The sequence below is a fragment of the Pseudotabrizicola alkalilacus genome (assembly GCF_003443995.1).
In the GTDB taxonomy this organism is placed as follows: Bacteria; Pseudomonadota; Alphaproteobacteria; order Rhodobacterales; family Rhodobacteraceae; genus Pseudotabrizicola; species Pseudotabrizicola alkalilacus.
In genome coordinates this window covers 148,550-169,970 of the sequence record NZ_QWEY01000008.1, presented here as the reverse complement: position 1 = coordinate 169,970, position 21,421 = coordinate 148,550, and the positions used below count along the sequence as shown (strand labels likewise).

Here is a 21,421-nt window from a genome sequence, read left to right as displayed (position 1 = left end):
ATGGACTGGGACTGGAATTTTGTTGCCGAAATCACTCCGGCGCTGTTGCAGGGGCTGAAACTGACGCTGCTGATCACCGTGCTGTCGGCCCTTGTCGCTGCCGTTCTGGGGCTGGTCTTTGCCATCGCCCGGCGGTCGGAAAACCGCCTGATCGCGCGGCCGGTGTCGTTTTTCGTCGAGTTCATCCGGGGCACGCCGCTGCTGGTGCAGCTGTACTTCATCTTTTACGTGCTGCCCGGCGCGGGCATCCTGCTGCCGCCACTGGTGGCCGGGGTGATCGGCATGGGGCTGCACTATGCCACCTATACCGCCGAAGTGTACCGGGCCGGGATCGAAAACGTCGCCCGTGGCCAGTGGGAGGCGGCGCGGGCCACCAATCTGACCACCCGCCAAACCTGGGTTCATGTCATCATTCCGCAGGCAGTGCCACCGATGATCCCGGCGCTGGCCAATTATCTGATCGCCCTGTTCAAGGAAACGCCGCTGTTGTCCGCCATCACCGTGCTGGAAATGATGAATCAGGCCAAGCTGGTCGCCAATTCCAGCTATCGCTACATCGAACCGATGACTCTGGTGGGAGTGTTTTTCCTCGCCATCAGCCTCATTTCCGTTGTCATCCTGCGGTGGCTGGAACAGCGTTTCGGAAGGCTGGCAAAATGACCGACATTCATATCGCGCAGCACGCCCCGCGCCTTGACCCGCGCCCGGTGGCGCATAGGGTCGGGCTGGTGGCCCTGTCCACCGATCACACCTCCGAGGTGGATTATGCCCGTATTCTGTGTCCGGCGGGAATCGGCGTCTATGTCAACCGCATCCCCTTTGCCAATCCGGTCACGCCCGAAACCCTGCGGGCGATGGAGGGCGATCTGGCATCGGGTGCGGCGCTGATCCTGCCGGGCGAGGATCTGGATGCCGTGATCTACGGCTGCACCTCGGCCTCGGTCTGCATCGGCGATGCCGCTGTGCGGGCGCAGGTGGCCAAGGGCAAACCGGGGTGCCCGGTGGTGACGCCGGTTTCTGGCGCGTTGGCCGGGCTGCGGGCGATGGGGGCGCGGCGGATTTCGGTGCTGACCCCCTATACCCTTGAAACCTCGCGCCCGATGGCCGCGATGTTCGAGGCCGAGGGCCTGAGCATCGACCGCTTTACCTGCCTGAACATGACCGATGACCGCGACATGGCCCGCATCGCGCTGGATGATCTGGTGGAACTGGCCGCAGGGGCCGTGGCCTCCGGCTCCGAGGCGCTGTTCATTTCCTGCACAGCGGTACGCGCGGCATCGGTGATTGACCGGATCGAAGCCGCAACCGGCATCGCCGCGCTGTCGTCGAACTATGCCGCGGCATGGCAGGTGGCGCGGCTGTGCGGGGTGACGGGGGCCTTGGCCCCCGGTCACCTCATGACCTTTCCCGGCACGCCATGACCGCCCCGCTTGCTGTGACGCTTGACGATATCGAGCGGGCTGCGCTGCGCCTGCGCGGCCATATCCGGCACACGCCGATGCTGGCCGATCCGCTGTTGGCGGGCTGCCTGCTGAAACTGGAGTACCGCCAGATCACCGGCGCATTCAAACTGCGCGGGGCCACCAATGCGGTTCTGTCGCTGTCGCCGGACCAATTGGCGCGGGGGGTGGTGACCGCCTCGACCGGCAATCATGGCCGGGCGCTGGCCCATGCGGCGCGGGCTGCGGGCGGGCGGGCGGTGGTCTGCCTGTCGCACCTGGTGCCGGACAACAAGGTTCAGGCGATCCGCGACCTTGGGGCCGAGGTCCGCATCATTGGCCAAAGTCAGGATGAGGCGATGGCCGAGGTGACCCGCGCCGTGGCGCAAGAAGGGCTGACCGAGGTGCCGCCCTTTGACCATCCCGATGTGGTCGCGGGGCAGGGCACGCTGGGCCTGGAGATTCTGGCCGATTGCCCCGCGCCCGGTGTGGTGCTGATCCCGCTGTCAGGCGGCGGGTTGGCCGCCGGGGTTGCCGCCGCGATCCGGGCGCTGTCACCTGCCACCCGCATCATCGGGGTGTCGATGGAGCGGGGGGCCGCAATGGCGGCGTCACTTGCCGCCGGTCATGCGGTCGAGGTGCAGGAGCTGCCGACGCTGGCCGACAGTCTGGGCGGCGGGATCGGCCTGGCCAACCGGGTGACCTTTGCGATGTGCCGCGCGCTGCTGGATGACGTTGTGCTGGTGAACGAGGACGAAATCGCAGCGGCCATGCGCCATATCCACAGCGTGACCGGCGATGCCGTGGAAGGGGCCGCCGCCGTTGGCGTGGCCGCCCTGCTGGCGGGGCGGGTAGCCTGCGCGCCTGCCACGGTCTGCATTCTGTCCGGTGCCAATATCGCCCCGGAAACCTTTGCCCAAATCATGAAAGGCCAGTCTGCATGAGAGATCCGATCACCATTCTGACGGAAGCCGATCTGCGCAAACTGGTGCCGCTGGATATGGCTGCGATCGACTGTGTCGAAGAGGCGTTCCGCGCGCTGGCCACCGCGCCGGTCGCCATGCCGCCCATTATGCGGCTGGATATTCCTGAACACCGGGGCGAGGTGGACGTCAAGACCGCCTATATCCCCGGTCTGGACCATTTTGCGATCAAGATCAGTCCGGGGTTTTTCGGCAATCCCGCCCTTGGCCTGCCGTCGACCAATGGCATGATGGTGGTGCTGTCGACCCAAACCGGGCTGGTGCAGGCCCTGCTGCTGGACAATGGCTATCTGACCGATGTGCGCACCGCCGCTGCCGGGGCGGTGGCGGCCCGCCACCTCAGCCGCGCGGACAGTGCGACCGCCGCCATCCTTGGTGCGGGGATGCAGGCAGAGCTTCAGGCCGTGGCCTTGTCGATGGTGCGGCCGATCCGCAGTTTCCGCATCTGGGCGCGGGACGAGGCCAAGGCCGCCGCACTGTGTGAGCGCTTGGAGGCGCGTGGGCTGAGTGCGATGGCTTGTGCCACGGTCACTGAGGCGACGGAGGGCGCCGATGTGATCGTGACCACAACGCCCGCCACGACGCCGATCCTGCACAGCGCCCAGCCCGGTCAACACATCACCGCCATGGGATCGGACGCCGAGCATAAAAACGAGATTTCCCCGGCCTTGCTGGCGCAGGTGCAGTATGTCGCCGACCGCCTGTCACAAACCCGCAGCTTGGGCGAATTGCACCATGCCATTGCCGCCGGGGTCATCCCCGCCGACCGCAGCTTTCCCGAACTCGGGCAGATCATCGCCGGAACCGCCCGGATTGAGGCGACTGCTGCGACCATCACGCTGGCCGATCTGACCGGCACCGGCATTCAGGACACCGCGATTGCCGCCCTTGCCATCGCCCGCGCCCGCGCGGCCGGGGCAGGGCAGAGCTTTACTGTTTAAGAGAAACCCCGGGCAGCACGGCCCACAGGAGGATACGACCAATGACAGACGTGGACTTGCGGTTCTCCCGCGATGAATTTGCCACGCGTCTGGAAAAGACGCGCCGCGCGATGGAGGCGAAAGGCATTGAGCTGCTGATCGTCACCGATCCCAGCAACATGAACTGGCTGACCGGCTATGACGGCTGGTCGTTCTATGTCCATCAATGCGTGATCGTGCCGCCGCATGGCGAACCGATCTGGTTTGGCCGGGGGCAGGATGCGAACGGGGCAAAGCTGACCGCTTACCTGCGGCACGAAAACATCCTCGGCTATCCCGATCACTATGTGCAAAGCACTGAACGGCACCCGATGGACTACCTCTCGGGCATCCTGACCGACAAGGGCTGGGGCAGCCTGCGGATCGGGGTCGAGATGGACAATTACTACTTCACCGCCGCCGCCTTTGCCAGCCTGACCCGGCACCTGCCGAACGCGCGCTTTTCCGATGCGACAGCACTGGTGAACTGGCAGCGCGCTGTGAAGTCGCCGACCGAGATTTCCTATATGCGCAAGGCCGCGCGGATCGTGGAAAACATGCATGCGCGGATCGTCGACAAGATCGAGGTCGGCATGCGCAAATGCGATCTGGTGGCCGAGATCTATGATGCGGGGATCCGGGGGGATGCGGCGTTCGGAGGCGACTATCCTGCCATCGTGCCGCTGCTGCCCTCGGGCCGCGATGCGTCGGCGCCGCACCTGACCTGGGACGACAAGCCGATGAAATCGGGCGAAGGCACGTTCTTTGAAATCGCCGGCACCTATCACCGCTATCACTGCCCGCTGTCGCGCACCGTGTTTCTGGGCAAACCGACGCAAGCCTTTCTGGATGCCGAAAAGGCGACGCTGGAAGGGATGGAGGCTGGGCTGGCGGCGGCAAAGCCGGGCAACACCTGCGAAGACATCGCTCGCGGGTTCTTTGACGTGCTGGCCAAGTCCGGCATCATCAAGGACAACCGCACCGGCTATCCCATCGGCGTCAGCTATCCGCCGGACTGGGGCGAGCGCACCATGTCGCTGCGCCCCGGCGACAAGACCGAGCTGAAGCCGGGCATGACCTTTCACTTCATGACGGGTCTGTGGCTGGAGGATATGGGGCTGGAGATCACCGAAAGCATTCTGATCACCGAAACCGGGGTGGAATGTCTGGCAAACGTGCCGCGCAAGCTGTTTGTAAAGGACTGATCCGATGAGCACAGACATGCGACCGTCGCCGGTTTCGGCGACGGTGGATTTCGCGGCAGATGGCGTGCAGCACGGGTTTCTGCGTCTGCCCTACAGCCGCGACGATGCGGCCTGGGGCTCGGTGATGATTGCCGTCACGGTCGTGAAAAACGGCGACGGGCCGACGGCCTTGCTGACCGGGGGCAATCACGGTGATGAATACGAAGGCCCGATCGCGCTGTTTGATCTGGCCCGCACCTTGCGCGCGGCGGACGTTTCGGGGCGGGTCATCATCCTTCCGATGATGAACCAGCCCGCCTTTGCGGCAGGCACCCGGACCTCGCCCATCGACCGGGGCAACCTGAACCGCAGCTTTCCGGGCCGTCCCGATGGCTCGGTGACCGAAAAGATCGCCGATTACTTTCAGCGTGTGCTGTTGCCGATGGCCGATGTGGTGCTGGATTTTCATTCGGGCGGCAAGACGCTGGATTTCCTGCCATTCTGCGCCGCCCATATCCTGCCCGACAAGGGGCAGGAGGCCGAGGCGTTCCGGCTGGTCCGGGCCTTTGGCGCGCCCTATTCGGTCAGGATGCTGGAGATCGACGCGGTCGGCATGTACGACACCGCCGCCGAAACCATGGGCAAGGTGTTTGTCACCACCGAACTGGGCGGCGGCGGCACCGCCAGCGCCTATACCGCCGGAATTGCCATACGTGGCTGCCGCAACCTGCTGATGGCGGCGGGTATTTTGCGCGGAAACCCCGAGGCGATGCCGACGCAATGGCTCGATATGCCCGATGGCAGCTGTTTCACCTTTGCCGAAGACGCGGGGCTGATCCGCTTTTGCGCCGATCTGGGCGACCGGGTCAGCAAGGATCAGTGCATTGCAATGATCTATCCGACCGGGCGCACCGGGCTTGAGCCGACAGAGTTGCGCGCCAACCGGGCCGGTCTGTTCACCGCGCGGCATTTTCCGGGGCTGGTCAAACCGGGCGATTGCGTCGCCGTGATCGCGGATGAGGTGGACGGGGCGTAATCAGCGGGCAAGGTCCAGCAGCAGCTGTGACAGGGTGGACTCCGGGTCGGCAAGATCCAGAATGATGTCGAAATGGTTGCGGTTGGCCACCCGGTGGACCGGCCAGCCGGTCACGAGTGAGAACGCGTCTGACTGGCGGTGAAAGCCCATGGCTTCCCCCGCGCCCGCCGCCAGTGCCAAGGCTCCGCGCAGGCCCTGGGGCGAGTGGCGGAGCGGGCTTTGCGCCAGCTCTGCATCGGTGAACTGCATCCAGTCCTGCACATGGCAGGCGGCCAGCGGCGCCAGTTCGAACAGGCCGGACACCGGCAGGCAGGCGTGCAGCGGTTGGTCGGGCAGGCCCATCTCCGCTTGCCAGCCGGGTTGCGCGACGGCGGCGGCGAGATGGCCCCCGGCAGAGGAGCCGGTCACGGTGATGCGGGTGCGGTCAAGGCCCAACGCCTCGGCATTGTGCCACAGATGCGCAATCGCCCGGCGGCAGTCGGTGACGATCTCTGTCATGCTGGCCTCGGGGGCCAGCCGGTAATCTGGCACGGCGGTGGCAAAGCCCTGTGCGGCCAGCATCGGGGCGGCAAAGGCGGATTGCGCCCGCGACAGCGCCCGCCAGTATCCGCCATGAATGAACACCACCACGGGGCGGCTTTCCCCCGGCGTGGTGCCGAACAGATCCAGTTTCAGCCCGGTCTCGTCGCAGAACGTCAGCCCCGCGCGGGTGTGGGGCAGGCCGTGGGCGGCGTCCGACAGGCTTTGATACCGCGCCAGAATATCGGCAAACTCCGCCTCGGTCACGGTGGCGCGGGCGGTATAGTCGGCGTCCAGCTGGGCGCGGGGCAGGGTGGCTTCGTCTTTGAGCATCAGATCACCAGGGGGGTTGCGCGGTTCTCGATCAGCCGCACCAGAGACAGCGCCGTCAGGGCTGAGGATTTGGGGTTATGGGGCAGGGCCAGATTGTCGAGCGTGATCTCCATCCGGCCAAAATCCCCATTGGCAACGATGCGGTGGCGGTTGCCGGTGGCGGCGGGATCAGCGATCATCCGGATGATCGTGGCCTCAGGACCAACGCCTGCAAGCGCCGTGATCATCGCCACATTGGCATTTTGCGGAAACCGCCGTCCCGCCTCGCGCGCCGGACCCTCGAAAAAGCAGTGCGGGGCGGTGAGGCTGGCCAGATCGCACAGGGTTTCCGCCTCGGTCCCCGCCCATGCCAGAGCCGGTTTCGTGATGTCGTGGGTGACCTGCGCCAGCGGCAGGCGCGCGGCGGCAGACAGCGCATCCATGCCGCCCAACGCACCGGGGGGGATCAGGATCTGGCGATTATGGGCGCGGGCCAGATGCAGCAAAGCCTCCAGCGCGCCGTCTTCGGCAAAAGCCGAGGTGGAGGCGGGAGCAAAGTCGGCCCCTGCGGCAAGCGCGGCCTGACCCCAAGGCAGCACGGCGGCCCGACCCGCGACCTCGACCACGAGATCGGGCGTGTGTGCCGGCAGCTCGGTGGGCGCGGTGATCAGCGGAAAGGGCAGGTCGCGACCGGCATCGCGGACGGCAACCGCCACAATCTGAACCGCAGAGCGCCGTGCCGCCAGCAGACGCGCGATTTCAGAGCCGATGGCACCCCATCCGATCAGAACCAGCCGCATCAGATGCCGACCCAGGCCTGAACGCGGGCCTGATCGCGGGTCAGCTCGGCACTGGTGCCGGTCCAGACCGTCTTGCCCTTTTCCAGAATGAAATGCCGGTCGGCAAGGCGCTTGAGCACGGAAAACGTCTTGTCGATCAGCAGGATCGACTGCCCCTCGGCTTTCAGCTTTTCCACCACCTGCCAGATCTCCGACCGGATCACCGGGGCCAGCCCTTCGGTCGCCTCATCCAGAATGAGCAGGCGCGGGTTGGTCATCAGTGCGCGCCCCACGGCCAGCATCTGCTGCTCGCCGCCCGACAGCGTTGCCGCCATCTGCCCGCCACGCTCGCCAAGGCGGGGGAACAGCTCATAGATGCGGGCGAGGGTCCAGGGCGACTTTGCCGCCAGCCGGTTGGCCGCCGTGGCCACCAGATTTTCGCGCACGGTGAGGGTTGGAAACACCTGCCGCCCTTCGGGCACCAGACCAAAGCCCAGCCGCGCCACCTTTTCCGGGGCCAGCCCGCCGATGGCCCGCCCGTCATACTGCACCGCCCCGCCCTTTGGCGGCAGCAGGCCCATGATCGTGCGGACCGTGGTGGTCTTGCCCATGCCGTTGCGACCCATCAGGGTCACCACCTCGCCATCCTTGATATCGAGCGAGATGTCGAACAGCACCTGAGAGGCACCGTAGCCGGCTTGCAGATTTTGCACCGACAGCATCAGGTGTCCTCCTCTCCGAGATAGGCGTCGCGGACCGCCGGATTTGCGCGGATCTCATCGGCGTTGCCGGCCGCGATGACGCGCCCGTACACCAGCACGGTCACGCGGTCGGCGAGCGCAAACACCGCGTCCATATCGTGCTCGACCAGCAGCATCGCGCAATCGCCACGGGCGGCCAGCAGGGCGTCAATCATCTGCTGGCTTTCCAGATGGCCAAGCCCGGCCATCGGTTCATCCAGCAACAGCAGGCGCGGGCGCTGGGACAGTGCCATCAGCAGCTCCAGCTGCTTTTTCTCGCCATGGGCCAGATCGGCGACGGTCACCCCGGCGCGGGGGCCAAGCGCAGAGGCCGCAAGGATCTCTGCCACCTCGTCCCAGACCTCGGCGCGGTTTGCGGCGCGGTCAAATATACGGAAATTGCCGCCTTCGCGCGCCTGAACCGCAAGGGCGAGATTTTCGCGCACGGTCATGTCGTCCAACAGCGAGGTGATCTGAAAGGTCCGGCCCAGACCCAGTGCCACGCGCTCTGCCGGGGGCAGGCGGGTGATGTCGCGGCCCGCCAGATGGATGTGGCCCGCGTTTGGCATCAGCTCGCCGCAGATCTGGTTGATCAGGGTCGATTTTCCCGCCCCGTTTGGCCCGATCAGAGCGTGGATTTCGCCCGCATTGACGGTCAGGCTGACGTTGTCGGTTGCGGTCAGGCCCCCAAACGTCTTGGTCAGCCCGGCGATTTCAAGCACATGGTTCATTTCTGCCCCCCGGTCAGCTTGCGGATCAGCGCCATCAGCCCGCCTTTTGAGGTCAGCACCACAACCAGCAGCAGGATGCCAACCGGCAGCATCCAGTGCTCGGTATAGCGCGCCAGCGTCGTCTCCACCGTGAACAGAACCCCCGCGCCGATGAACGGCCCGGCCAGAGTGCCGACACCGCCAAGGATGACCATGATCATGAACTCGCCCGACCGGGTCCAGTGCATCATGTCGGGCGAGGCAAAGCGCAGGAAATTCACCATCAGCGCCCCGGCCAGCCCGGCCCCCATGCCGGAGAGAATGAAGGCATAGAGCTTGTAGCGAAAGGTCGAAATTCCCATCGAAGCCATGCGTCGTTCGTTCTGGCGGATGCCTGCAATGATCTGACCAAAGGAAGATTGCACCAAGCGGCGCAAAAACAGGTAATAGGCGGCGGCAAAGCACAGCACGACCCAATACAGCGTGTCGCGGTTGCGCATGTCGAGGCCCGGCAGCGCATTGGTGCGGCGCACCATGATTCCATCCTCGCCGCCATAGGTTTTCAGCGAGATGAACAGGAAAAAGAACATCTGCGCAAAGGCCAGCGTGATCATGATGAACTGCACGCCGCCGGTGCGCAGCGACATCGCGCCCACCAATGCCGCCGCCAGTCCGGCCACAAGTACGGCAGCGGGCAGGGTGATCAGCATCTGATCGGTGCCGGGGATCACGCCCAGAAACGAGGTTCCGGCGTCGAAATGGTGATACATGATCCCCACGACATAGCCGCCAATGCCAAAGAATGCCGCATGGCCAAAGCTGATCATGCCGCCATAGCCCAGAATGAAATTCAGACTGGCCGCCGCCATCCCATAGATCAGCGCCTGACCGACCAGCCGGGTCCAGCTGGTCTGGCCGGTGGCTGCGGCCAGAAACGGCACAAGTGCCAGCAGCAGGAAGACGGTAGCCAGAATAAGGTATTCGCGTTTCATCTGGTCATCCTTGCGCTGCAAACAGGCCGCGCGGACGGACCAGAAGGATAATCGCCATCATCAGGTAGATCCCCATCGAAGATATTCCGACCCCCAGCGCCTGCGCCTCGGATCCCGGCATGACCTGCTGCAACAGCCCCGGCAGAAAGGCGCGCAGCATGGTGTCGCACATCCCCAGCACGATCCCGGCGACAAAGGCCCCTTTCACCGATCCGACCCCGCCGATCACCACCACGACAAAGGTGGCCAGAATGATCTCGTCGCCCATGCCGACCTGTACCGACATGATCGGCGAGGCCATCACACCGGCAAGCCCGGCAAGCAGCGCGCCCAGCCCGAAGACGGCCGTATACAGCCCGCCAATGTTCACCCCCAGCGCCCGCACCATCTGGCGGTTGCTGGCCCCGGCGCGCACAAGCATGCCGATCCGGGTCTTGTTGATCAGCAGGTACAGGCCAAAGGCGACGGCCAGGCCGACCGCGATGACGAACAGACGGTAGCTGGGGTAGGGCAGGCCGGGAACGATCTCGACCGATCCCGAGAACATTTCCGGCAGAGAGGTGAACAGCGGCTGACGGCCGAAAATCAGCACGGTGGACTGGTTGAAGATCAGGATCAGCGCAAAGGTCGCCAGAACCTGATCCAGATGGTCGCGGGCATAAAGACGCCGCATCACCCCCAGCTCAACCAGAACCCCGGCAATTGCCGAGGCCACCAGCCCGGCCAGCAGCCCGGCCCAGAATGATCCGGTCTGAATCGAAACCCAGGCCCCGGCAAAGGCCCCGACCATGTACAAGGCGCCATGCGCCAGATTGATGACGCCCATGATGCCGAATATCAGCGTCAGCCCGGCGGCCAGCAAAAACAACGTGACGCCGTATTGCAGCCCGTTCAAAAGCTGCTCGATCAACAGGATCATCTGCGCCCCTCCAGGCGGTCTGTGAATTGGGATGGTGCCGGAACAGGGCCGGACGGCACAGTGCCATCCGGCCCGAAGTCAGGTCACATCTTGCAGTCGGCGGCGTAAACGTCGCCCACGGCTTCAAGGATCTTTTCCTTGGTCACGATCTTTGGATTACCTGCCTCGTCCGCTTCGATCGAGGTCAGATACCAGTCCTGAACCGGGTGCTGGTTGGCCCCAAAGGCAAAGCTGCCACGGGTCGAGGCGAAGTCGGCGGCCTTGAGCGCGGCTTGCAGAGCTTCGATGTCTTCGCCTCCGACCTTGTTCAACGCACCACCGATCAGCAGTCCGGTGTCATAGGCCTGCTGCGCATAGGTGGTCAGCGGGGTGGTGGGAAAGGCGGCGGCCCATTCGGCAACCATGGCTTTTGACGCCGCGTTGTCGAAATCGTCGTTCCAATGCGTGGTGCCGGTCAGACCGACAGCGGCGGGGCCGACGGCTTTGAGGATCACACCATCATAGGACGGTTCCGACAACACCATCGGGACAGAGCCCAGCAGCCCGGCCTGCTGGTATTGCTTGAGAAACGCAATGCCCTGACCACCCGGATGGAACTGGAACACCACCTGCGGGGCCGCGTTGCGGATCTGTGCCATCTCACCGGCAAAGTCGGACTGTTCGACGCCGGTGTAAATCTCGGTGACTGTCCCGCCGAATTCACGGCTGAACCCGGCGATGGCATCCTTGCCCGCCTGATAGTTGGGCGCCAGCGCGACTGCCGTGGTGTAGCCGAGCTTTTTGGCCGCAGCGCCCGAGGCTTCGTGCAGGCTGTCGTTCTGCCAGCTCACCACAAAGTAATTCGGATGGCATTTGGCCCCGGCCAGACCCGAAGGCGCGGCATTCGGGCTGACATAGATCGCGCCCGCATCAAGGGTTTCAGGCACAACCGCGCCCGAGACGTTCGAGAACACGATCCCGGTCAGCAGCTTGATGCCCTCTTCGTTCAGCATCCGGTCGGCCACCTGAACGCCGGTGTTCGGATCGCGGGCGTCGTCTTCGACGACCAGTTCAAATTCTGCGCCGGTGGCCTGCAGGCCAAGGGTCAGGCCGTCGCGGATCTGTTCGCCAAGGTACCCGGCGGGGCCGGACAGCGTAGTGATCACGCCGATCTTGGTCGCCTCGGCATGGGCTGGGCTCATCAGAGCGACCAGCATGCCGGTGGAGGTCAGCAGTTTTCTCATGTCATTCTCCCGGTTGTCGTTTGCGTCTTTTTGTTTTGCTTTGGGTCATACTGTCAGGCTTGAAATTTATTTCAAGCCTAAAACATCTAGAGTGTCACCCAGCCTGCCGGAGGTTTTTTGCCGGGGTGAATTTCACCGCATTTCGGGCAGGTGCGTGCTTTTTCATCGGCATAGAATGCCGTGTAGATCGGGGGCAGGTCATCAACGATGGAAACCAGATCAACCTCGGCCCGGTGAACGCGGGTGTTGCAGTTAAAGCAATACCACTCGACGGCATCCAAAGCGCCTTCGGGGCGGGCCGGTTCGATCACCAGCCCGATGGAGCCTTCCTGCGGGCGCTGCGGCGAATGGCGGATATGGGCGGGCAGCAAAAAGATGTCGCCCTCGCGGATCGGCACATCGTAGAACTCTCCCGTCGAAGTGTCATGCAATTTCAACAGCATGTCACCCTTTAACTGATAAAAGAACTCTTCCACCGGGTCATCGTGATAATCGGTCCGCTCGTTTGGTCCCCCGACAACGGTGACCATCAGATCGGCATCCTTGAACACCATCTGATTACCGACCGGCGGTTTCAGAAGGTGTTTGTGCGCGTCGATCCATTTCTGGAAATTGAAGGCCGCAAGGCGGGTCATCGGCGTCTCCTTCTCAGGCCAGTTTCAGGCCGCAGGTTTCGAATGCATGTCGGGTCAGGGTTTTCTCGTCTTCGGTCAGTTCCAGACAGGGCGGACGCACCCGGCCGCCGGTCTGGCCCAGCAGCTCCTGCCAGTATTTCTGATGCGCATGGGGTTTTTCCGCAGGGCGGGTGGATTTCAGCGCATGGCGCACCGGGTCCAGACTGTCGCGGATCTGCCGCGCTTCATCCGTGCGACCGGCAAAGGCGGCATCGGTATAGGCGCGCATCCGTTTGTCAGCGGCGGTCTGGAGCAGATAGGGCGGCGACGAACACAGATAAAGCTGCCAGTTCAGCTCCAGTATATTGTCCAGCCATTCCTCTTCGGATGCCGTCGACACAATCATCCTGTCGCCCGCCAGCCCGGACAGTTCCACATACATCGGCCGCGGGGTCGAGTATTTGATCGCAACCACGGTGTCGATATCGGCCAGCCGGTTGCACAGCTGCGGGCTCATCAGATAGCCCGAGTCGGGGTGCGACCACAGGGCGATGCCGATATCGACCTTTGAGGCGATGGTTTCGTAATAGCGGATCAGGGTTTCATCCTGCGCCTTGGTGAAGTGCAGAACCGGCGCGTGGACCACGATGTAATCTGCTCCGCAGGCCTGTGCGTGTCGGGCCAGGTCGATCACCACATCCATGTTCTGATCCGAACAGGACATGATGGTCTGCGCCCGGCCTTCTGCCGCGCGGACCGCCAGATCAAAGGCGCGTTTGCGTTCCTCGACCGACATCGCAAAGAATTCGCCCTGCTTGCCCGCAATAAAGAACCCGTCGATCCCCAGATCCTCGATCCAATGGGTCATGTTGGCGGCAAAGCCTGCCTCGTCGATGGAAAGGTCTTCGCGGAACGGCATCAAGGCCGCCGCCCAGATACCCTTCATATGGGCAAAGGCATGGGATTTGGCGTCTTTACGGGAATACTTCACGCTGTGGCTCCTGAAACTGTCGGCTCGGTCTCCAGCTCCATCCGGTGCGAGATGGTCTTGGTGACGGTATAGTGGTGCAGCCCCTCGGCCCCGCCTTCGCGACCGTGGCCTGAATATTTCACGCCGCCGAACGGCACCTCGGCCACGCTGGCCTCCAGCGTGTTGATCGACAGGTTCCCGGCTTCGATTTCAGTGGTCAGCCGGTCCACATTGGCGGCGGAATGGGTGAAGCCATAGGCGGCAAGGCCAAAGGGCAGCGCATTGGCGCGGGTGATCGCGTCGTCAAGCCCGCTGACCGGATTGATGATGGCAATCGGGCCAAAGGGCTCCTCGCGCATCACGCGGGCGTCGTCGGGCACCTCAGCCAGAACGGTGACCGGAAAGAAATATCCCGGCCCGTTGGGGCGCGTGCCGCCACACAGCACCTTGGCCCCTTTGGCGCGGGCATCCTCGACCAGTGCATCCAGCGCGGCGATCCGGCGGTGGTTGGCCACCGGCCCCATCTCGGTGTCGGCGTTCAACCCGTCGCCCATCCGCACCTGTGACGCGCGTTCGGCAAAGGACTGTGCGAAGGCCTCATACGACTGTTCCATCACGAAAAAGCGGGTGGGGGAGGTGCAGACCTGCCCCGAATTGCGCGCCTTGCGGACCGCAGACATCCGCCCCGCCGCTGCGGCATCCACATCGTCACACACAATCACCGGGGCATGACCGCCCAGTTCCATCAGCACCGGCGTCATCGACCGCGCTGCCATTTCGGTCAGGTGAATGCCCACCGAGGTCGAGCCGGTAAAGGCTACCACCCGGATACGGTCCTGCGGGATCAGATGGCTGGAAATTTCGGCCGGATCGCCGAACACCAGATTGAGCACGCCGGCGGGAAGCCCCGCTTCCTGAAATGCCCGCGCGATGTGGATCGCGCCTGCCGGGGTTTCCTCGGCCGCCTTGAGGATGATCGAACACCCCGACGCCAGCGCGCCCGCAATCTTTCGCGCCGGTTGTGACAGCGGGAAATTCCATGGCGAAAAGCCCGCCACAATCCCTGCCGGTTCGCGCACCACGGTATAGCGGATGCCGGGGGCCGAGGGCACGACATGGCCATACAGCCGCTGTGCCTCGCCCGCGTCCCATTCGAAAAACTCCGCCCCCCGGATCACCTCCATCCGGGCCTGCATCAGGGGCTTGCCGTTTTCCATCGTCAGCGACGGCGCGATCTGCGCGCCCCATTCCCGCAACAGACTGGCCGCACGCAGGATGATCTGCGCCCGGATGCGGGGCGCGGTGCGGCTCCAGACGCGAAAGCCCCGCTCTGCGGCGGCCAGCGCATCCTCCAGATCAGAGGTGCGGGCGATGGGCAGACGGCCGATTTCCTGTTCGGTCGCCGGGTTCAGCACAGGCAGGGTGTCTGCCGTCTTGCGCCAGGTGTTGTCGATGAAAAGCTGAAGATCGGGATAGTCGGTCATCTTGGGTCCACCGATTGTTCTTCCCTGATCAATCCGTATTGGCACTTAGAAAGCAAATGAAGTAATCGAAGCCAGATATTCACAAAGGGAATACAAGAAATGTCCCGGCTTCCCCGACTCGAGACTCATCTTTCGCTGCGCCACCTGACGTTGATTGATGCCATCGCGCGTGAAGGCACGCTGTTGGGGGCATCGCAAAGCCTGAATCTGACGCAACCCAGTGTGACCAAAGCGCTGCAAGAGGCCGAGGCCACCGTCCGCACCCGCCTGTTCGACCGCACCAATCGCGGCGTGCGGGCGACCGAGGCGGGCGAGGTGCTGGTCGCGCATGCCCGTCTGGTGCTGACCCAGTTGCGCCACGCCGGGCAAGAGCTGGAGGATCTGCGCACCGGATCGGGCGGGCGGGTGGCCGTGGGGGTGCTGGTTTCGGCGGCGGTGTCGATCCTGCCATCCGCCATTGCCGCCGTGCGGCAGAAACGCCCCAATCTGGCGGTCAAGGTGATCGAGGGCACCAATGATGTGCTGATGCCGCTGTTGCGGGCGGGCGAGATTGATCTGGTGATTGGCCGCTTGCCTGCCTTTTCCAGTGGCAGCGGTATTGCCGAGGAAATTCTGTGCGAGGATTTTGCCCAGATCGTCGTGCGAACCGGCCATCCTTTGCTGACACGATCTGGCCTGACGCTTGCCGATCTGATGGAGCAGCCGTGGATTCTGCCGCCGCAGGAAACCAGCCTGCGGCGGCAGATAGACGAAGGCTTTCGCCAGATGGGCCTGCGCGACCCCGCGAACAGCGTGGAATCGGTGTCGATCCTGACCAACCGCGCTTTGGTGTTGAACGCCGATTACCTGCTGATCTGGCCGGTACAGCTGGCGCGGGTGGAGGCGCAGCGCGGGCTGGTGCAGGTGTTGGATATTCCGCTGCCCACCACCCACCGCCCGATCGGCATCTCGACCCGGCGCGACTCCCGCCTATCACCCGCCGCCGACACGCTGATCGCCGCCTTGCGGCAGTCTGCCAGTCAGGAGGCGCTCGCCGCGCCCTGACGTGCCTTCAGTTCCCCGCCAGCAGCGGGGCAGGGTGGTAGCGTCCCCTGAGGTGGGGCGGCGCTGCGGCGTCCAAGGCTGCCAGTTCGGTACGCAGGGAGCCGCCGCGGTTTGCGATGATCTCGAATGGCCCGCGCGGAAAATTCAGCCCAAGTTTCAGCGCGGTGTCGATGCCGTCAGGGGTCGTGCCGCCTTCAGACAACAGCCACGCCGCCTCATTGGCAAGTGTGGCCTCAATCCGGCTGACGATGGCCGCCGCGTGCTGGGGCTGGGCGGCAGTCGGATCGGGAAACAGAAAGCCGCGCCCCGTCTTGCGCCCCAGATTGCCCGAGGCCACCTGACGGCGCAGGGCATCGAACACGTGATACCTTGGATGGCCATTCATCGCCTCCGAAAGGCTTTCCGTAGCGGCAAGATTGATATCGGCTCCGATCAGATCAATCAGCGCAAAAGGGCCAAGCCGGTAGCCCGCCGCCTGCATCGCCGCGTCGATGTCGGCGGCGCTGTGCCCAGCCTCCAGCAAAGCAAGCGCTTCGCCATAGAACGGCCGCGCGCAGCGGTTGACGATGAAGCCGGGGCGGTCGGGACAGGTGATAACGGTCTTGCCGGCCGCCTCGGTCAGCCTTTGTGCCGCGCGCAGGGCGGCGGCATTTGTTCCAGGGTGCGCCACCAGTTCGACAAGCTTCATCACCGGGGCGGGGTTAAAGAAATGCAGCCCCAACAGGCGTTCGGGATGCTGTAGCCCCTCGGCCATAGCCGCGACCCGCAGCGATGAGGTATTGGTCGCCAGCACCGCATCGGGCGCGATCACCGCTTCCAGTGATGCAAACAAGGCCCGCTTGACCTCGATCTGTTCGACCACAGCCTCGATGATCAGCTCTGCCGCGCCCATGGCCTCGGGGCCGGGGACGATGGTGATGCGCGACACCAGCGCCTCCAGATCTGCCTGTGCCATCTTGCCCGCTGCGACCCGCGCAGCAAGGCCTGCGCGCAGTCGGTCGATGGCGCTGTCACGGGCAGTGGCGAAACTGTCCGTCGCCAGAACCCGGAAGCCTGCTGCGGCATAGGTCTGGACGATGCCAAGCCCCATGGTTCCAAGGCCGATGACGGCAAGTGTGCTCATGTTTCCCTCCGGTTATTCCCCAAAGAAAGGCATGAACCCGAATTTGCTTCAAGCCCGAATATTTTAAGCTTGAATTTATTTTGGACCAGTGCAACGCTTTGGGCCGATGCAGGTTCGGAGGAGAGTGGCCATGAAAGTTCTTTGCCTGGGGGGCGGTCCTGCCGGACTGTACTTTGCCATTTCTATGAAACTGCGCGACCCGTCGCATGATGTGACCGTGCTGGAACGCAACAAGGCCAATGATACCTTTGGCTGGGGTGTGGTCCTGTCCGATGATGCGCTGGGCCGGATGCAAAAGAATGACCCGGTCAGCACCGAGGCCATCCGCAGCCATTTCTCGTATTGGGATGACATCGCGGTTGTCCATGACGGTGCGCGCTCGGTCTCGGGTGGGCATGGTTTTGCGGGGATCGGCCGCAAGCAGATGCTGATCCTGCTGCAGGCCCGCGCGCGTGAGCTGGGCATCACCCTGAGCTTTGAGGCCGAGTTCAAGTCGGCAGAAGACTATCGCTGCGACTATGATCTGGTGGTGGCCTGCGACGGCATCAACAGTCTGGTGCGCCGCGAATATGCCGATGTGTTTAAGCCCGACATCGACACCCGCCTGTGCAAGTTCGTCTGGCTGGGCACGCATCAGAAATTTGACGGGGCCTTTACCTTTATCTTCGAGAAAACGGCGCATGGCTGGGTCTGGGCGCATGTCTATCAGTTCGATGACAACACCGCGACCTTCATCGTCGAGACCATGCCCGAAACCTGGGAAAAGCTCGGCTTTGCGGACATGACCAAGGAAGAAACGGTCGAGGCCTGCCGCAAGATCTTTGAGTCACATCTGGGCGGCCATGATCTGATGTCGAATGCAGCACATCTGCGCGGATCTGCGGTCTGGATGCAGTTCCCGCGCGTGATCTGCGAAAAGTGGTATCACGAGAATGTCGTGCTGATGGGCGATTCCGCAGCGACCGGGCATTTCTCGATCGGCTCCGGCTCCCGACTGGCGTTTGACAGTGCCATCGCGCTGGCCGAATACCTGCATTCCGAACCCACGATGGAAGGTGCCTTTGCCCGGTATCAGGACGAGCGCCGGGTCGAGGTGCTGCGGCTGCAATCCGCCGCGCGCAACAGTCTGGAATGGTTCGAGCAGGTCGAACGCTATCTGGATATGGACCCGATGCAGTTCACCTATTCGCTCCTGACCCGGTCGCAACGGATCAGCCACGAAAACCTGCGTTTGCGCGATCCGGACTGGCTGCAACAGGCCGAAGACTGGTTTCAGGCACAGGCGGGCGGGCAAAAGGGCCGCCGTCCGATGTTTGCGCCATTCAAGCTGCGCGAGATGACGCTGAAGAACCGCATCGTGCTGTCGCCGATGGCGCAGTACAAAGCGGTCGATGGCTGCCCCACCGGCTGGCATTTCGCCCATTACGCCGAACGCGCCAAGGGCGGGGCCGCCCTGATCTGCACAGAGATGACCTGTGTCTCGGCTGAGGGCCGCATCACCCCCGGTTGTCCGGGCCTCTATGCGCCGGAGCATGAGGCGGCGTGGAAAGCCCTGGCCGATTTCATCCATGCCGAGACCAGCGCCAAATTCTGCCTGCAGATCGGCCATTCCGGGCGCAAAGGCTCCACCTGCGTGGCGTGGGAAGGCATCGACCGCCCGCTGGAGACCGGCAACTGGCAAACGATCTCCGCCTCTGCCATTCCCTACAAACCCGAAAATGCAGCCCCCCGTGCGATGACGGCCGAGGATTTCGCCGAGGTTACGGCGCAGTTTGTTTCGGCCACCCGGATGGCCGACAGCATTGGTGCCGACATGATCGAGATGCATGCGGCCCATGGCTATCTGCTGGCATCCTTCCTCAGCCCGATCACCAACACCCGGACCGATGCCTATGGCGGCAGTCTGGAAAACCGGTTGCGCTATCCGCTGGAGGTGTTCCGCGCCATGCGGGCGGTCTGGCCGGAGGGCAAGCCGATGTCGGTGCGGATTTCGGCGCATGACTGGATCGAAGGCGGCGTGACCCCGGATGAGGCGGTCGAGATCGCGCGCGCGTTTCGCGCGGCTGGGGCCGATATCATCGACGTATCGTCAGGCCAGACCGACCCGGCAGAGGCCCCGATCTATGGCCGCATGTTCCAGACCCCGTTCAGCGACCGCATCCGCAACGAAGTGGATATGCCCACGATGGCCGTCGGCAACATCACCGACTGGGATCAGGTCAATGGCATCCTGATGGCGGGCCGGGCCGATCTGGTTTGCCTTGCGCGGGCACATCTGGCCGATCCGTACTGGACATTGCACGCCGCAGCCGAGCAGGGCGATACCGCCAGTGACTGGCCCGCACCCTACAAAGGCGGGCGCGATCTGGCCTTCCGCCTGCGCCAGCGCCAGCAAGAGGCGATCCGGGTATGACGCTGACCGGCAAACGGGTGTTAATTACCGGCGGCGGCACCGGCACCGGGGCCGACCTTGCGCGCGGCTTTGCTGCGGCTGGCGCCGATGTGGTGATCTGTGGTCGTCGCGAAGCGCCGCTGCAAGCGGTGGCCACGGCGACCGGCGCGCGCTGTGTGCTGGCCGACGTGACGCAGCAGGCCGACCTGACCCGCGCCTTTGCCGAAGCCGGGCCGTGTGACATCATCATCGCCAATGCCGGTGTTGCCGACAGTGCGCCATTCGCCAAAGTGACGCCGGAACATTGGCACAGCATGCTGGCCACCAATCTGACCGGGGTGTTCCTGACCTTTCAGGCGGGGCTTGCGCAGCTGCCCGGCTGGGGGCGGCTGATCGCCATTGCCTCGACGGCGGGGCTCAAGGGCTATGCTTATGCCGCGCCCTATGCGGCGGCAAAGCATGGCACAGTCGGCCTTGTGCGCTCGCTCGCGCTGGAACTGGCAAGGCGGCCCGTCACGGTAAATGCGCTGTGTCCGGGCTTTCTGGATACCGAGATGACGGATCGCTCGGTCGATACCATCGTGGCAAAAACCGGCAAATCGCCCGAGGCGGCCCGTGCCGCACTGGCCGAGGGCAATCCGCAAAAGCGGTTGATCCAGCCTGCCGAAGTGACCGCTGCCGCGCTGTGGCTGTGTGGCGCGGGGTCCGAGGGCATCACCGGTCAGGCACTGGCGATTGCCGGGGGGGAAGTATGACAGATCCGCTTTCCAAACGGCGGCTGAAACTTTGGGTGCGCCTGCTGGGCGTGACCCGCTCGGCTGAGAGCGAGTTGCGAGAGTTTTTGCGGGTGAACCACGACACCACCTTGCCCCGCTTTGACGTGATGGCCGCGCTTTGGCGGCGGCGCGACGGGATCAGCATGACTGAGTTGTCGCGGATGCTGCTGGTCTCGAATGGCAACGCGACGGCGGTTGTCGACCGGCTGGAAAAGGATGGGCTGGTGCAGCGCACCCCGTCACAAACCGACCGGCGCACCATTTTTGTCAGTCTGACGTCTGAGGGCGTTGCGGCCTTTGACCGTTACGCGCTGGAACATGAGGCGGAAGTGAACCGGATATTTGGCGGACTGACCGAACAGGATCTTGACCAGCTGACCGACATTCTGAAACGCGCGCGAGGTGCGACATGACCGAACTTGCCGGATTGAAACCGCAGCATTTTCTGTGGGAGATGCAGGGCCGCGTGGCCGTCATCCGCCTGAGCCGGCCAGAGCGGAAAAACCCGCTGACCTTTGACAGCTATGCCGAGCTGCGCGACACCTTTCGGGCGCTGCCCTATGCGAGTGATGTCGATGTGGTGGTGTTCGCCTCGAACGGCGGCAACTTCTGTTCGGGCGGCGATGTGCATGACATCATCGGTCCGCTGGTCGGGATGGACATGAAAAGCCTGCTGGCCTTTACCCGGATGACCGGCGATCTGGTCAAGGCGATGATCGGCTGCGGCAAGCCCATCATCGCGGCGGTGGACGGGATCTGCGTCGGCGCGGGGGCGATCATCGCCATGGCGTCCGACCTGCGGCTGGCGACGCCAGAGGCGAAATGCGCGTTTCTGTTCACCCGTGTCGGCCTTGCAGGCTGCGACATGGGGGCCTGCGCCATGCTGCCCCGGATCATCGGGCAGGGGAGGGCGGCAGAGCTGCTCTATACCGGGCGGACGATGGCGGCAGAGGAAGGGCACAGCTGGGGGTTCTGGAACGCCCTGCACTCTGTGGAAACCCTGACAGATGAAGCGATGAAGCTGGCGGCCCGTCTGGCAGCAGGGCCGGTGTTTGCCCATGGCATGACCAAGACCCAGCTCAATCACGAATGGAACATGGGTCTGGAACAGGCGATCGAGGCCGAGGCGCAGGCGCAGGCGATCTGCATGCAGACCCGCGATTTTGAACGCGCCTATCACGCCTTTGTCGCCAAGGAAAAACCGGTCTTTCAGGGTGACTGAC

Annotated in this window: 22 protein-coding genes; 11 read left to right on the top strand and 11 right to left on the bottom strand. The window is 63.9% G+C overall.

The genetic code is table 11. The features are described from left to right. The 6 genes from ehuD to doeB are packed head-to-tail and all read left to right on the top strand — an operon-like array spanning nt 1 to nt 5,601. Nucleotides 1-660: an ectoine/hydroxyectoine ABC transporter permease subunit EhuD gene (ehuD, locus tag D1012_RS14950; protein ID WP_118153838.1), complete on the top strand. Its 660-nt coding sequence runs from the start codon at nt 1-3 to the stop codon at nt 658-660. After that, a complete protein-coding gene (locus D1012_RS14945; protein WP_118153835.1) occupies nt 657-1,421 on the top strand; it encodes an aspartate racemase/maleate isomerase family protein in 765 nt (254 codons plus the stop codon). Before ehuD ends, D1012_RS14945 begins: the two co-directional genes overlap by 4 nt. Beyond that, the gene (eutB, locus tag D1012_RS14940; protein ID WP_118153832.1) at nt 1,418-2,383 is read left to right on the top strand and encodes a hydroxyectoine utilization dehydratase EutB; all 966 of its coding nucleotides are present in this window, start codon (nt 1,418-1,420) and stop codon (nt 2,381-2,383) included. The genes D1012_RS14945 and eutB overlap by 4 nt, the downstream gene beginning before the upstream one ends. Further along, a complete protein-coding gene (gene eutC, locus D1012_RS14935) occupies nt 2,380-3,363 on the top strand; it encodes an ectoine utilization protein EutC (protein WP_118153829.1) in 984 nt (327 codons plus the stop codon). Before eutB ends, eutC begins: the two co-directional genes overlap by 4 nt. 41 nt (nt 3,364-3,404) lie before the next feature. Next, nucleotides 3,405-4,586 carry an ectoine hydrolase DoeA gene (gene doeA, locus D1012_RS14930; RefSeq protein ID WP_118153826.1) on the top strand — a complete coding sequence of 394 codons (1,182 nt, stop codon included), beginning with the start codon at nt 3,405-3,407 and terminating at the stop codon, nt 4,584-4,586. Nucleotides 4,587-4,602: 16 nt separating this feature from the next. Beyond that, nucleotides 4,603-5,601, top strand: a complete 999-nt coding sequence (gene doeB / locus D1012_RS14925) for a N(2)-acetyl-L-2,4-diaminobutanoate deacetylase DoeB (protein ID WP_118154084.1) — start codon at nt 4,603-4,605, stop codon at nt 5,599-5,601. Here the strand turns inward: doeB and D1012_RS14920 are convergent, their stop codons facing one another. The 10 genes from D1012_RS14920 to D1012_RS14875 all read right to left on the bottom strand — a co-directional run bounded on the left by D1012_RS14920 (nt 5,602) and on the right by D1012_RS14875 (nt 14,863). Continuing rightward, on the bottom strand, nt 5,602-6,453 hold the full coding sequence (locus D1012_RS14920; protein WP_118153823.1) for an alpha/beta hydrolase: 852 nt from the start codon (nt 6,451-6,453) through the stop codon (nt 5,602-5,604). Beyond that, nucleotides 6,453-7,232 (bottom strand): aspartate dehydrogenase, encoded by a 780-nt coding sequence (locus D1012_RS14915; RefSeq protein WP_118153820.1) that lies wholly within the window; start codon nt 7,230-7,232, stop codon nt 6,453-6,455. Before D1012_RS14915 ends, D1012_RS14920 begins: the two co-directional genes overlap by 1 nt. Beyond that, a complete protein-coding gene (locus D1012_RS14910; RefSeq protein ID WP_118153817.1) occupies nt 7,232-7,933 on the bottom strand; it encodes an ABC transporter ATP-binding protein in 702 nt (233 codons plus the stop codon). Before D1012_RS14910 ends, D1012_RS14915 begins: the two co-directional genes overlap by 1 nt. Further along, nucleotides 7,933-8,682, bottom strand: a complete 750-nt coding sequence (locus D1012_RS14905; RefSeq protein ID WP_118153815.1) for an ABC transporter ATP-binding protein — start codon at nt 8,680-8,682, stop codon at nt 7,933-7,935. The genes D1012_RS14910 and D1012_RS14905 overlap by 1 nt, the downstream gene beginning before the upstream one ends. Beyond that, a complete protein-coding gene (locus tag D1012_RS14900; protein ID WP_118154079.1) occupies nt 8,679-9,653 on the bottom strand; it encodes a branched-chain amino acid ABC transporter permease in 975 nt (324 codons plus the stop codon). The genes D1012_RS14905 and D1012_RS14900 overlap by 4 nt, the downstream gene beginning before the upstream one ends. Before the next feature lie 4 nt (nt 9,654-9,657). After that, nucleotides 9,658-10,572 carry a branched-chain amino acid ABC transporter permease gene (locus tag D1012_RS14895; RefSeq protein WP_118153812.1) on the bottom strand — a complete coding sequence of 305 codons (915 nt, stop codon included), beginning with the start codon at nt 10,570-10,572 and terminating at the stop codon, nt 9,658-9,660. An 83-nt stretch (nt 10,573-10,655) separates the two neighbouring features. Continuing rightward, nucleotides 10,656-11,795 (bottom strand): ABC transporter substrate-binding protein, encoded by a 1,140-nt coding sequence (locus D1012_RS14890; RefSeq protein ID WP_118153809.1) that lies wholly within the window; start codon nt 11,793-11,795, stop codon nt 10,656-10,658. An 86-nt stretch (nt 11,796-11,881) separates the two neighbouring features. Further along, entirely contained in the window at nt 11,882-12,430 is a 549-nt protein-coding gene (locus D1012_RS14885; protein WP_118153806.1) for a 3-hydroxyanthranilate 3,4-dioxygenase, read from the bottom strand. A 13-nt stretch (nt 12,431-12,443) separates the two neighbouring features. Then, entirely contained in the window at nt 12,444-13,400 is a 957-nt protein-coding gene (locus D1012_RS14880; RefSeq protein WP_118153803.1) for a dihydrodipicolinate synthase family protein, read from the bottom strand. Further along, nucleotides 13,397-14,863, bottom strand: coding sequence for an NAD-dependent succinate-semialdehyde dehydrogenase (locus tag D1012_RS14875; RefSeq protein ID WP_118153800.1), 1,467 nt, complete (start codon nt 14,861-14,863; stop codon nt 13,397-13,399). Before D1012_RS14875 ends, D1012_RS14880 begins: the two co-directional genes overlap by 4 nt. 99 nt (nt 14,864-14,962) lie before the next feature. Between D1012_RS14875 and D1012_RS14870 the strand changes: the two genes are divergently transcribed. Then, nucleotides 14,963-15,907, top strand: coding sequence for a LysR substrate-binding domain-containing protein (locus D1012_RS14870; RefSeq protein WP_118153797.1), 945 nt, complete (start codon nt 14,963-14,965; stop codon nt 15,905-15,907). Between the two features lie 7 nt (nt 15,908-15,914). Here D1012_RS14870 and D1012_RS14865 read toward each other — a convergent pair whose 3' ends face one another. Next, the gene (locus tag D1012_RS14865; RefSeq protein WP_118153794.1) at nt 15,915-17,030 is read right to left on the bottom strand and encodes a 3-hydroxyacyl-CoA dehydrogenase; all 1,116 of its coding nucleotides are present in this window, start codon (nt 17,028-17,030) and stop codon (nt 15,915-15,917) included. A 130-nt stretch (nt 17,031-17,160) separates the two neighbouring features. Here D1012_RS14865 and D1012_RS14860 point away from each other — a divergent pair, with 130 nt between their 5' ends. The 4 genes from D1012_RS14860 to D1012_RS14845 are packed head-to-tail and all read left to right on the top strand — an operon-like array spanning nt 17,161 to nt 21,420. Further along, on the top strand, nt 17,161-19,443 hold the full coding sequence (locus D1012_RS14860; RefSeq protein ID WP_118153791.1) for a bifunctional salicylyl-CoA 5-hydroxylase/oxidoreductase: 2,283 nt from the start codon (nt 17,161-17,163) through the stop codon (nt 19,441-19,443). Further along, nucleotides 19,440-20,177 carry an SDR family NAD(P)-dependent oxidoreductase gene (locus D1012_RS14855; protein ID WP_118153788.1) on the top strand — a complete coding sequence of 246 codons (738 nt, stop codon included), beginning with the start codon at nt 19,440-19,442 and terminating at the stop codon, nt 20,175-20,177. Before D1012_RS14860 ends, D1012_RS14855 begins: the two co-directional genes overlap by 4 nt. Further along, a complete protein-coding gene (locus D1012_RS14850; RefSeq protein WP_118153785.1) occupies nt 20,174-20,611 on the top strand; it encodes a MarR family winged helix-turn-helix transcriptional regulator in 438 nt (145 codons plus the stop codon). The genes D1012_RS14855 and D1012_RS14850 overlap by 4 nt, the downstream gene beginning before the upstream one ends. Then, the gene (locus D1012_RS14845) at nt 20,608-21,420 is read left to right on the top strand and encodes an enoyl-CoA hydratase family protein (RefSeq protein ID WP_118153782.1); all 813 of its coding nucleotides are present in this window, start codon (nt 20,608-20,610) and stop codon (nt 21,418-21,420) included. The genes D1012_RS14850 and D1012_RS14845 overlap by 4 nt, the downstream gene beginning before the upstream one ends. The last annotated feature ends 1 nt before the right edge of the window (nt 21,421 follow it).

Excerpts from the sequence above, each read along its gene's own strand:
- doeA (WP_118153826.1), top strand. The coding sequence starts at position 3,405 with ATGACAGACGTGGACTTGCGGTTCTCCCGCGATGAATTTGCCACGCGT.
- D1012_RS14905 (WP_118153815.1), bottom strand. The coding sequence starts at position 8,682 with ATGAACCATGTGCTTGAAATCGCCGGGCTGACCAAGACGTTTGGGGGC.
- D1012_RS14860 (WP_118153791.1), top strand. The coding sequence starts at position 17,161 with ATGAAAGTTCTTTGCCTGGGGGGCGGTCCTGCCGGACTGTACTTTGCC.
- D1012_RS14945 (WP_118153835.1), top strand. The coding sequence starts at position 657 with ATGACCGACATTCATATCGCGCAGCACGCCCCGCGCCTTGACCCGCGC.
- D1012_RS14895 (WP_118153812.1), bottom strand. The coding sequence starts at position 10,572 with ATGATCCTGTTGATCGAGCAGCTTTTGAACGGGCTGCAATACGGCGTC.
- D1012_RS14900 (WP_118154079.1), bottom strand. The coding sequence starts at position 9,653 with ATGAAACGCGAATACCTTATTCTGGCTACCGTCTTCCTGCTGCTGGCA.
- eutB (WP_118153832.1), top strand. The coding sequence starts at position 1,418 with ATGACCGCCCCGCTTGCTGTGACGCTTGACGATATCGAGCGGGCTGCG.
- D1012_RS14850 (WP_118153785.1), top strand. The coding sequence starts at position 20,174 with ATGACAGATCCGCTTTCCAAACGGCGGCTGAAACTTTGGGTGCGCCTG.
- doeB (WP_118154084.1), top strand. The coding sequence starts at position 4,603 with ATGCGACCGTCGCCGGTTTCGGCGACGGTGGATTTCGCGGCAGATGGC.
- D1012_RS14920 (WP_118153823.1), bottom strand. The coding sequence starts at position 6,453 with ATGCTCAAAGACGAAGCCACCCTGCCCCGCGCCCAGCTGGACGCCGAC.
- D1012_RS14855 (WP_118153788.1), top strand. The coding sequence starts at position 19,440 with ATGACGCTGACCGGCAAACGGGTGTTAATTACCGGCGGCGGCACCGGC.
- D1012_RS14885 (WP_118153806.1), bottom strand. The coding sequence starts at position 12,430 with ATGACCCGCCTTGCGGCCTTCAATTTCCAGAAATGGATCGACGCGCAC.
- D1012_RS14910 (WP_118153817.1), bottom strand. The coding sequence starts at position 7,933 with ATGCTGTCGGTGCAAAATCTGCAAGCCGGCTACGGTGCCTCTCAGGTG.
- ehuD (WP_118153838.1), top strand. The coding sequence starts at position 1 with ATGGACTGGGACTGGAATTTTGTTGCCGAAATCACTCCGGCGCTGTTG.
- D1012_RS14865 (WP_118153794.1), bottom strand. The coding sequence starts at position 17,030 with ATGAGCACACTTGCCGTCATCGGCCTTGGAACCATGGGGCTTGGCATC.
- D1012_RS14890 (WP_118153809.1), bottom strand. The coding sequence starts at position 11,795 with ATGAGAAAACTGCTGACCTCCACCGGCATGCTGGTCGCTCTGATGAGC.
- D1012_RS14875 (WP_118153800.1), bottom strand. The coding sequence starts at position 14,863 with ATGACCGACTATCCCGATCTTCAGCTTTTCATCGACAACACCTGGCGC.
- eutC (WP_118153829.1), top strand. The coding sequence starts at position 2,380 with ATGAGAGATCCGATCACCATTCTGACGGAAGCCGATCTGCGCAAACTG.
- D1012_RS14845 (WP_118153782.1), top strand. The coding sequence starts at position 20,608 with ATGACCGAACTTGCCGGATTGAAACCGCAGCATTTTCTGTGGGAGATG.
- D1012_RS14870 (WP_118153797.1), top strand. The coding sequence starts at position 14,963 with ATGTCCCGGCTTCCCCGACTCGAGACTCATCTTTCGCTGCGCCACCTG.
- D1012_RS14915 (WP_118153820.1), bottom strand. The coding sequence starts at position 7,232 with ATGCGGCTGGTTCTGATCGGATGGGGTGCCATCGGCTCTGAAATCGCG.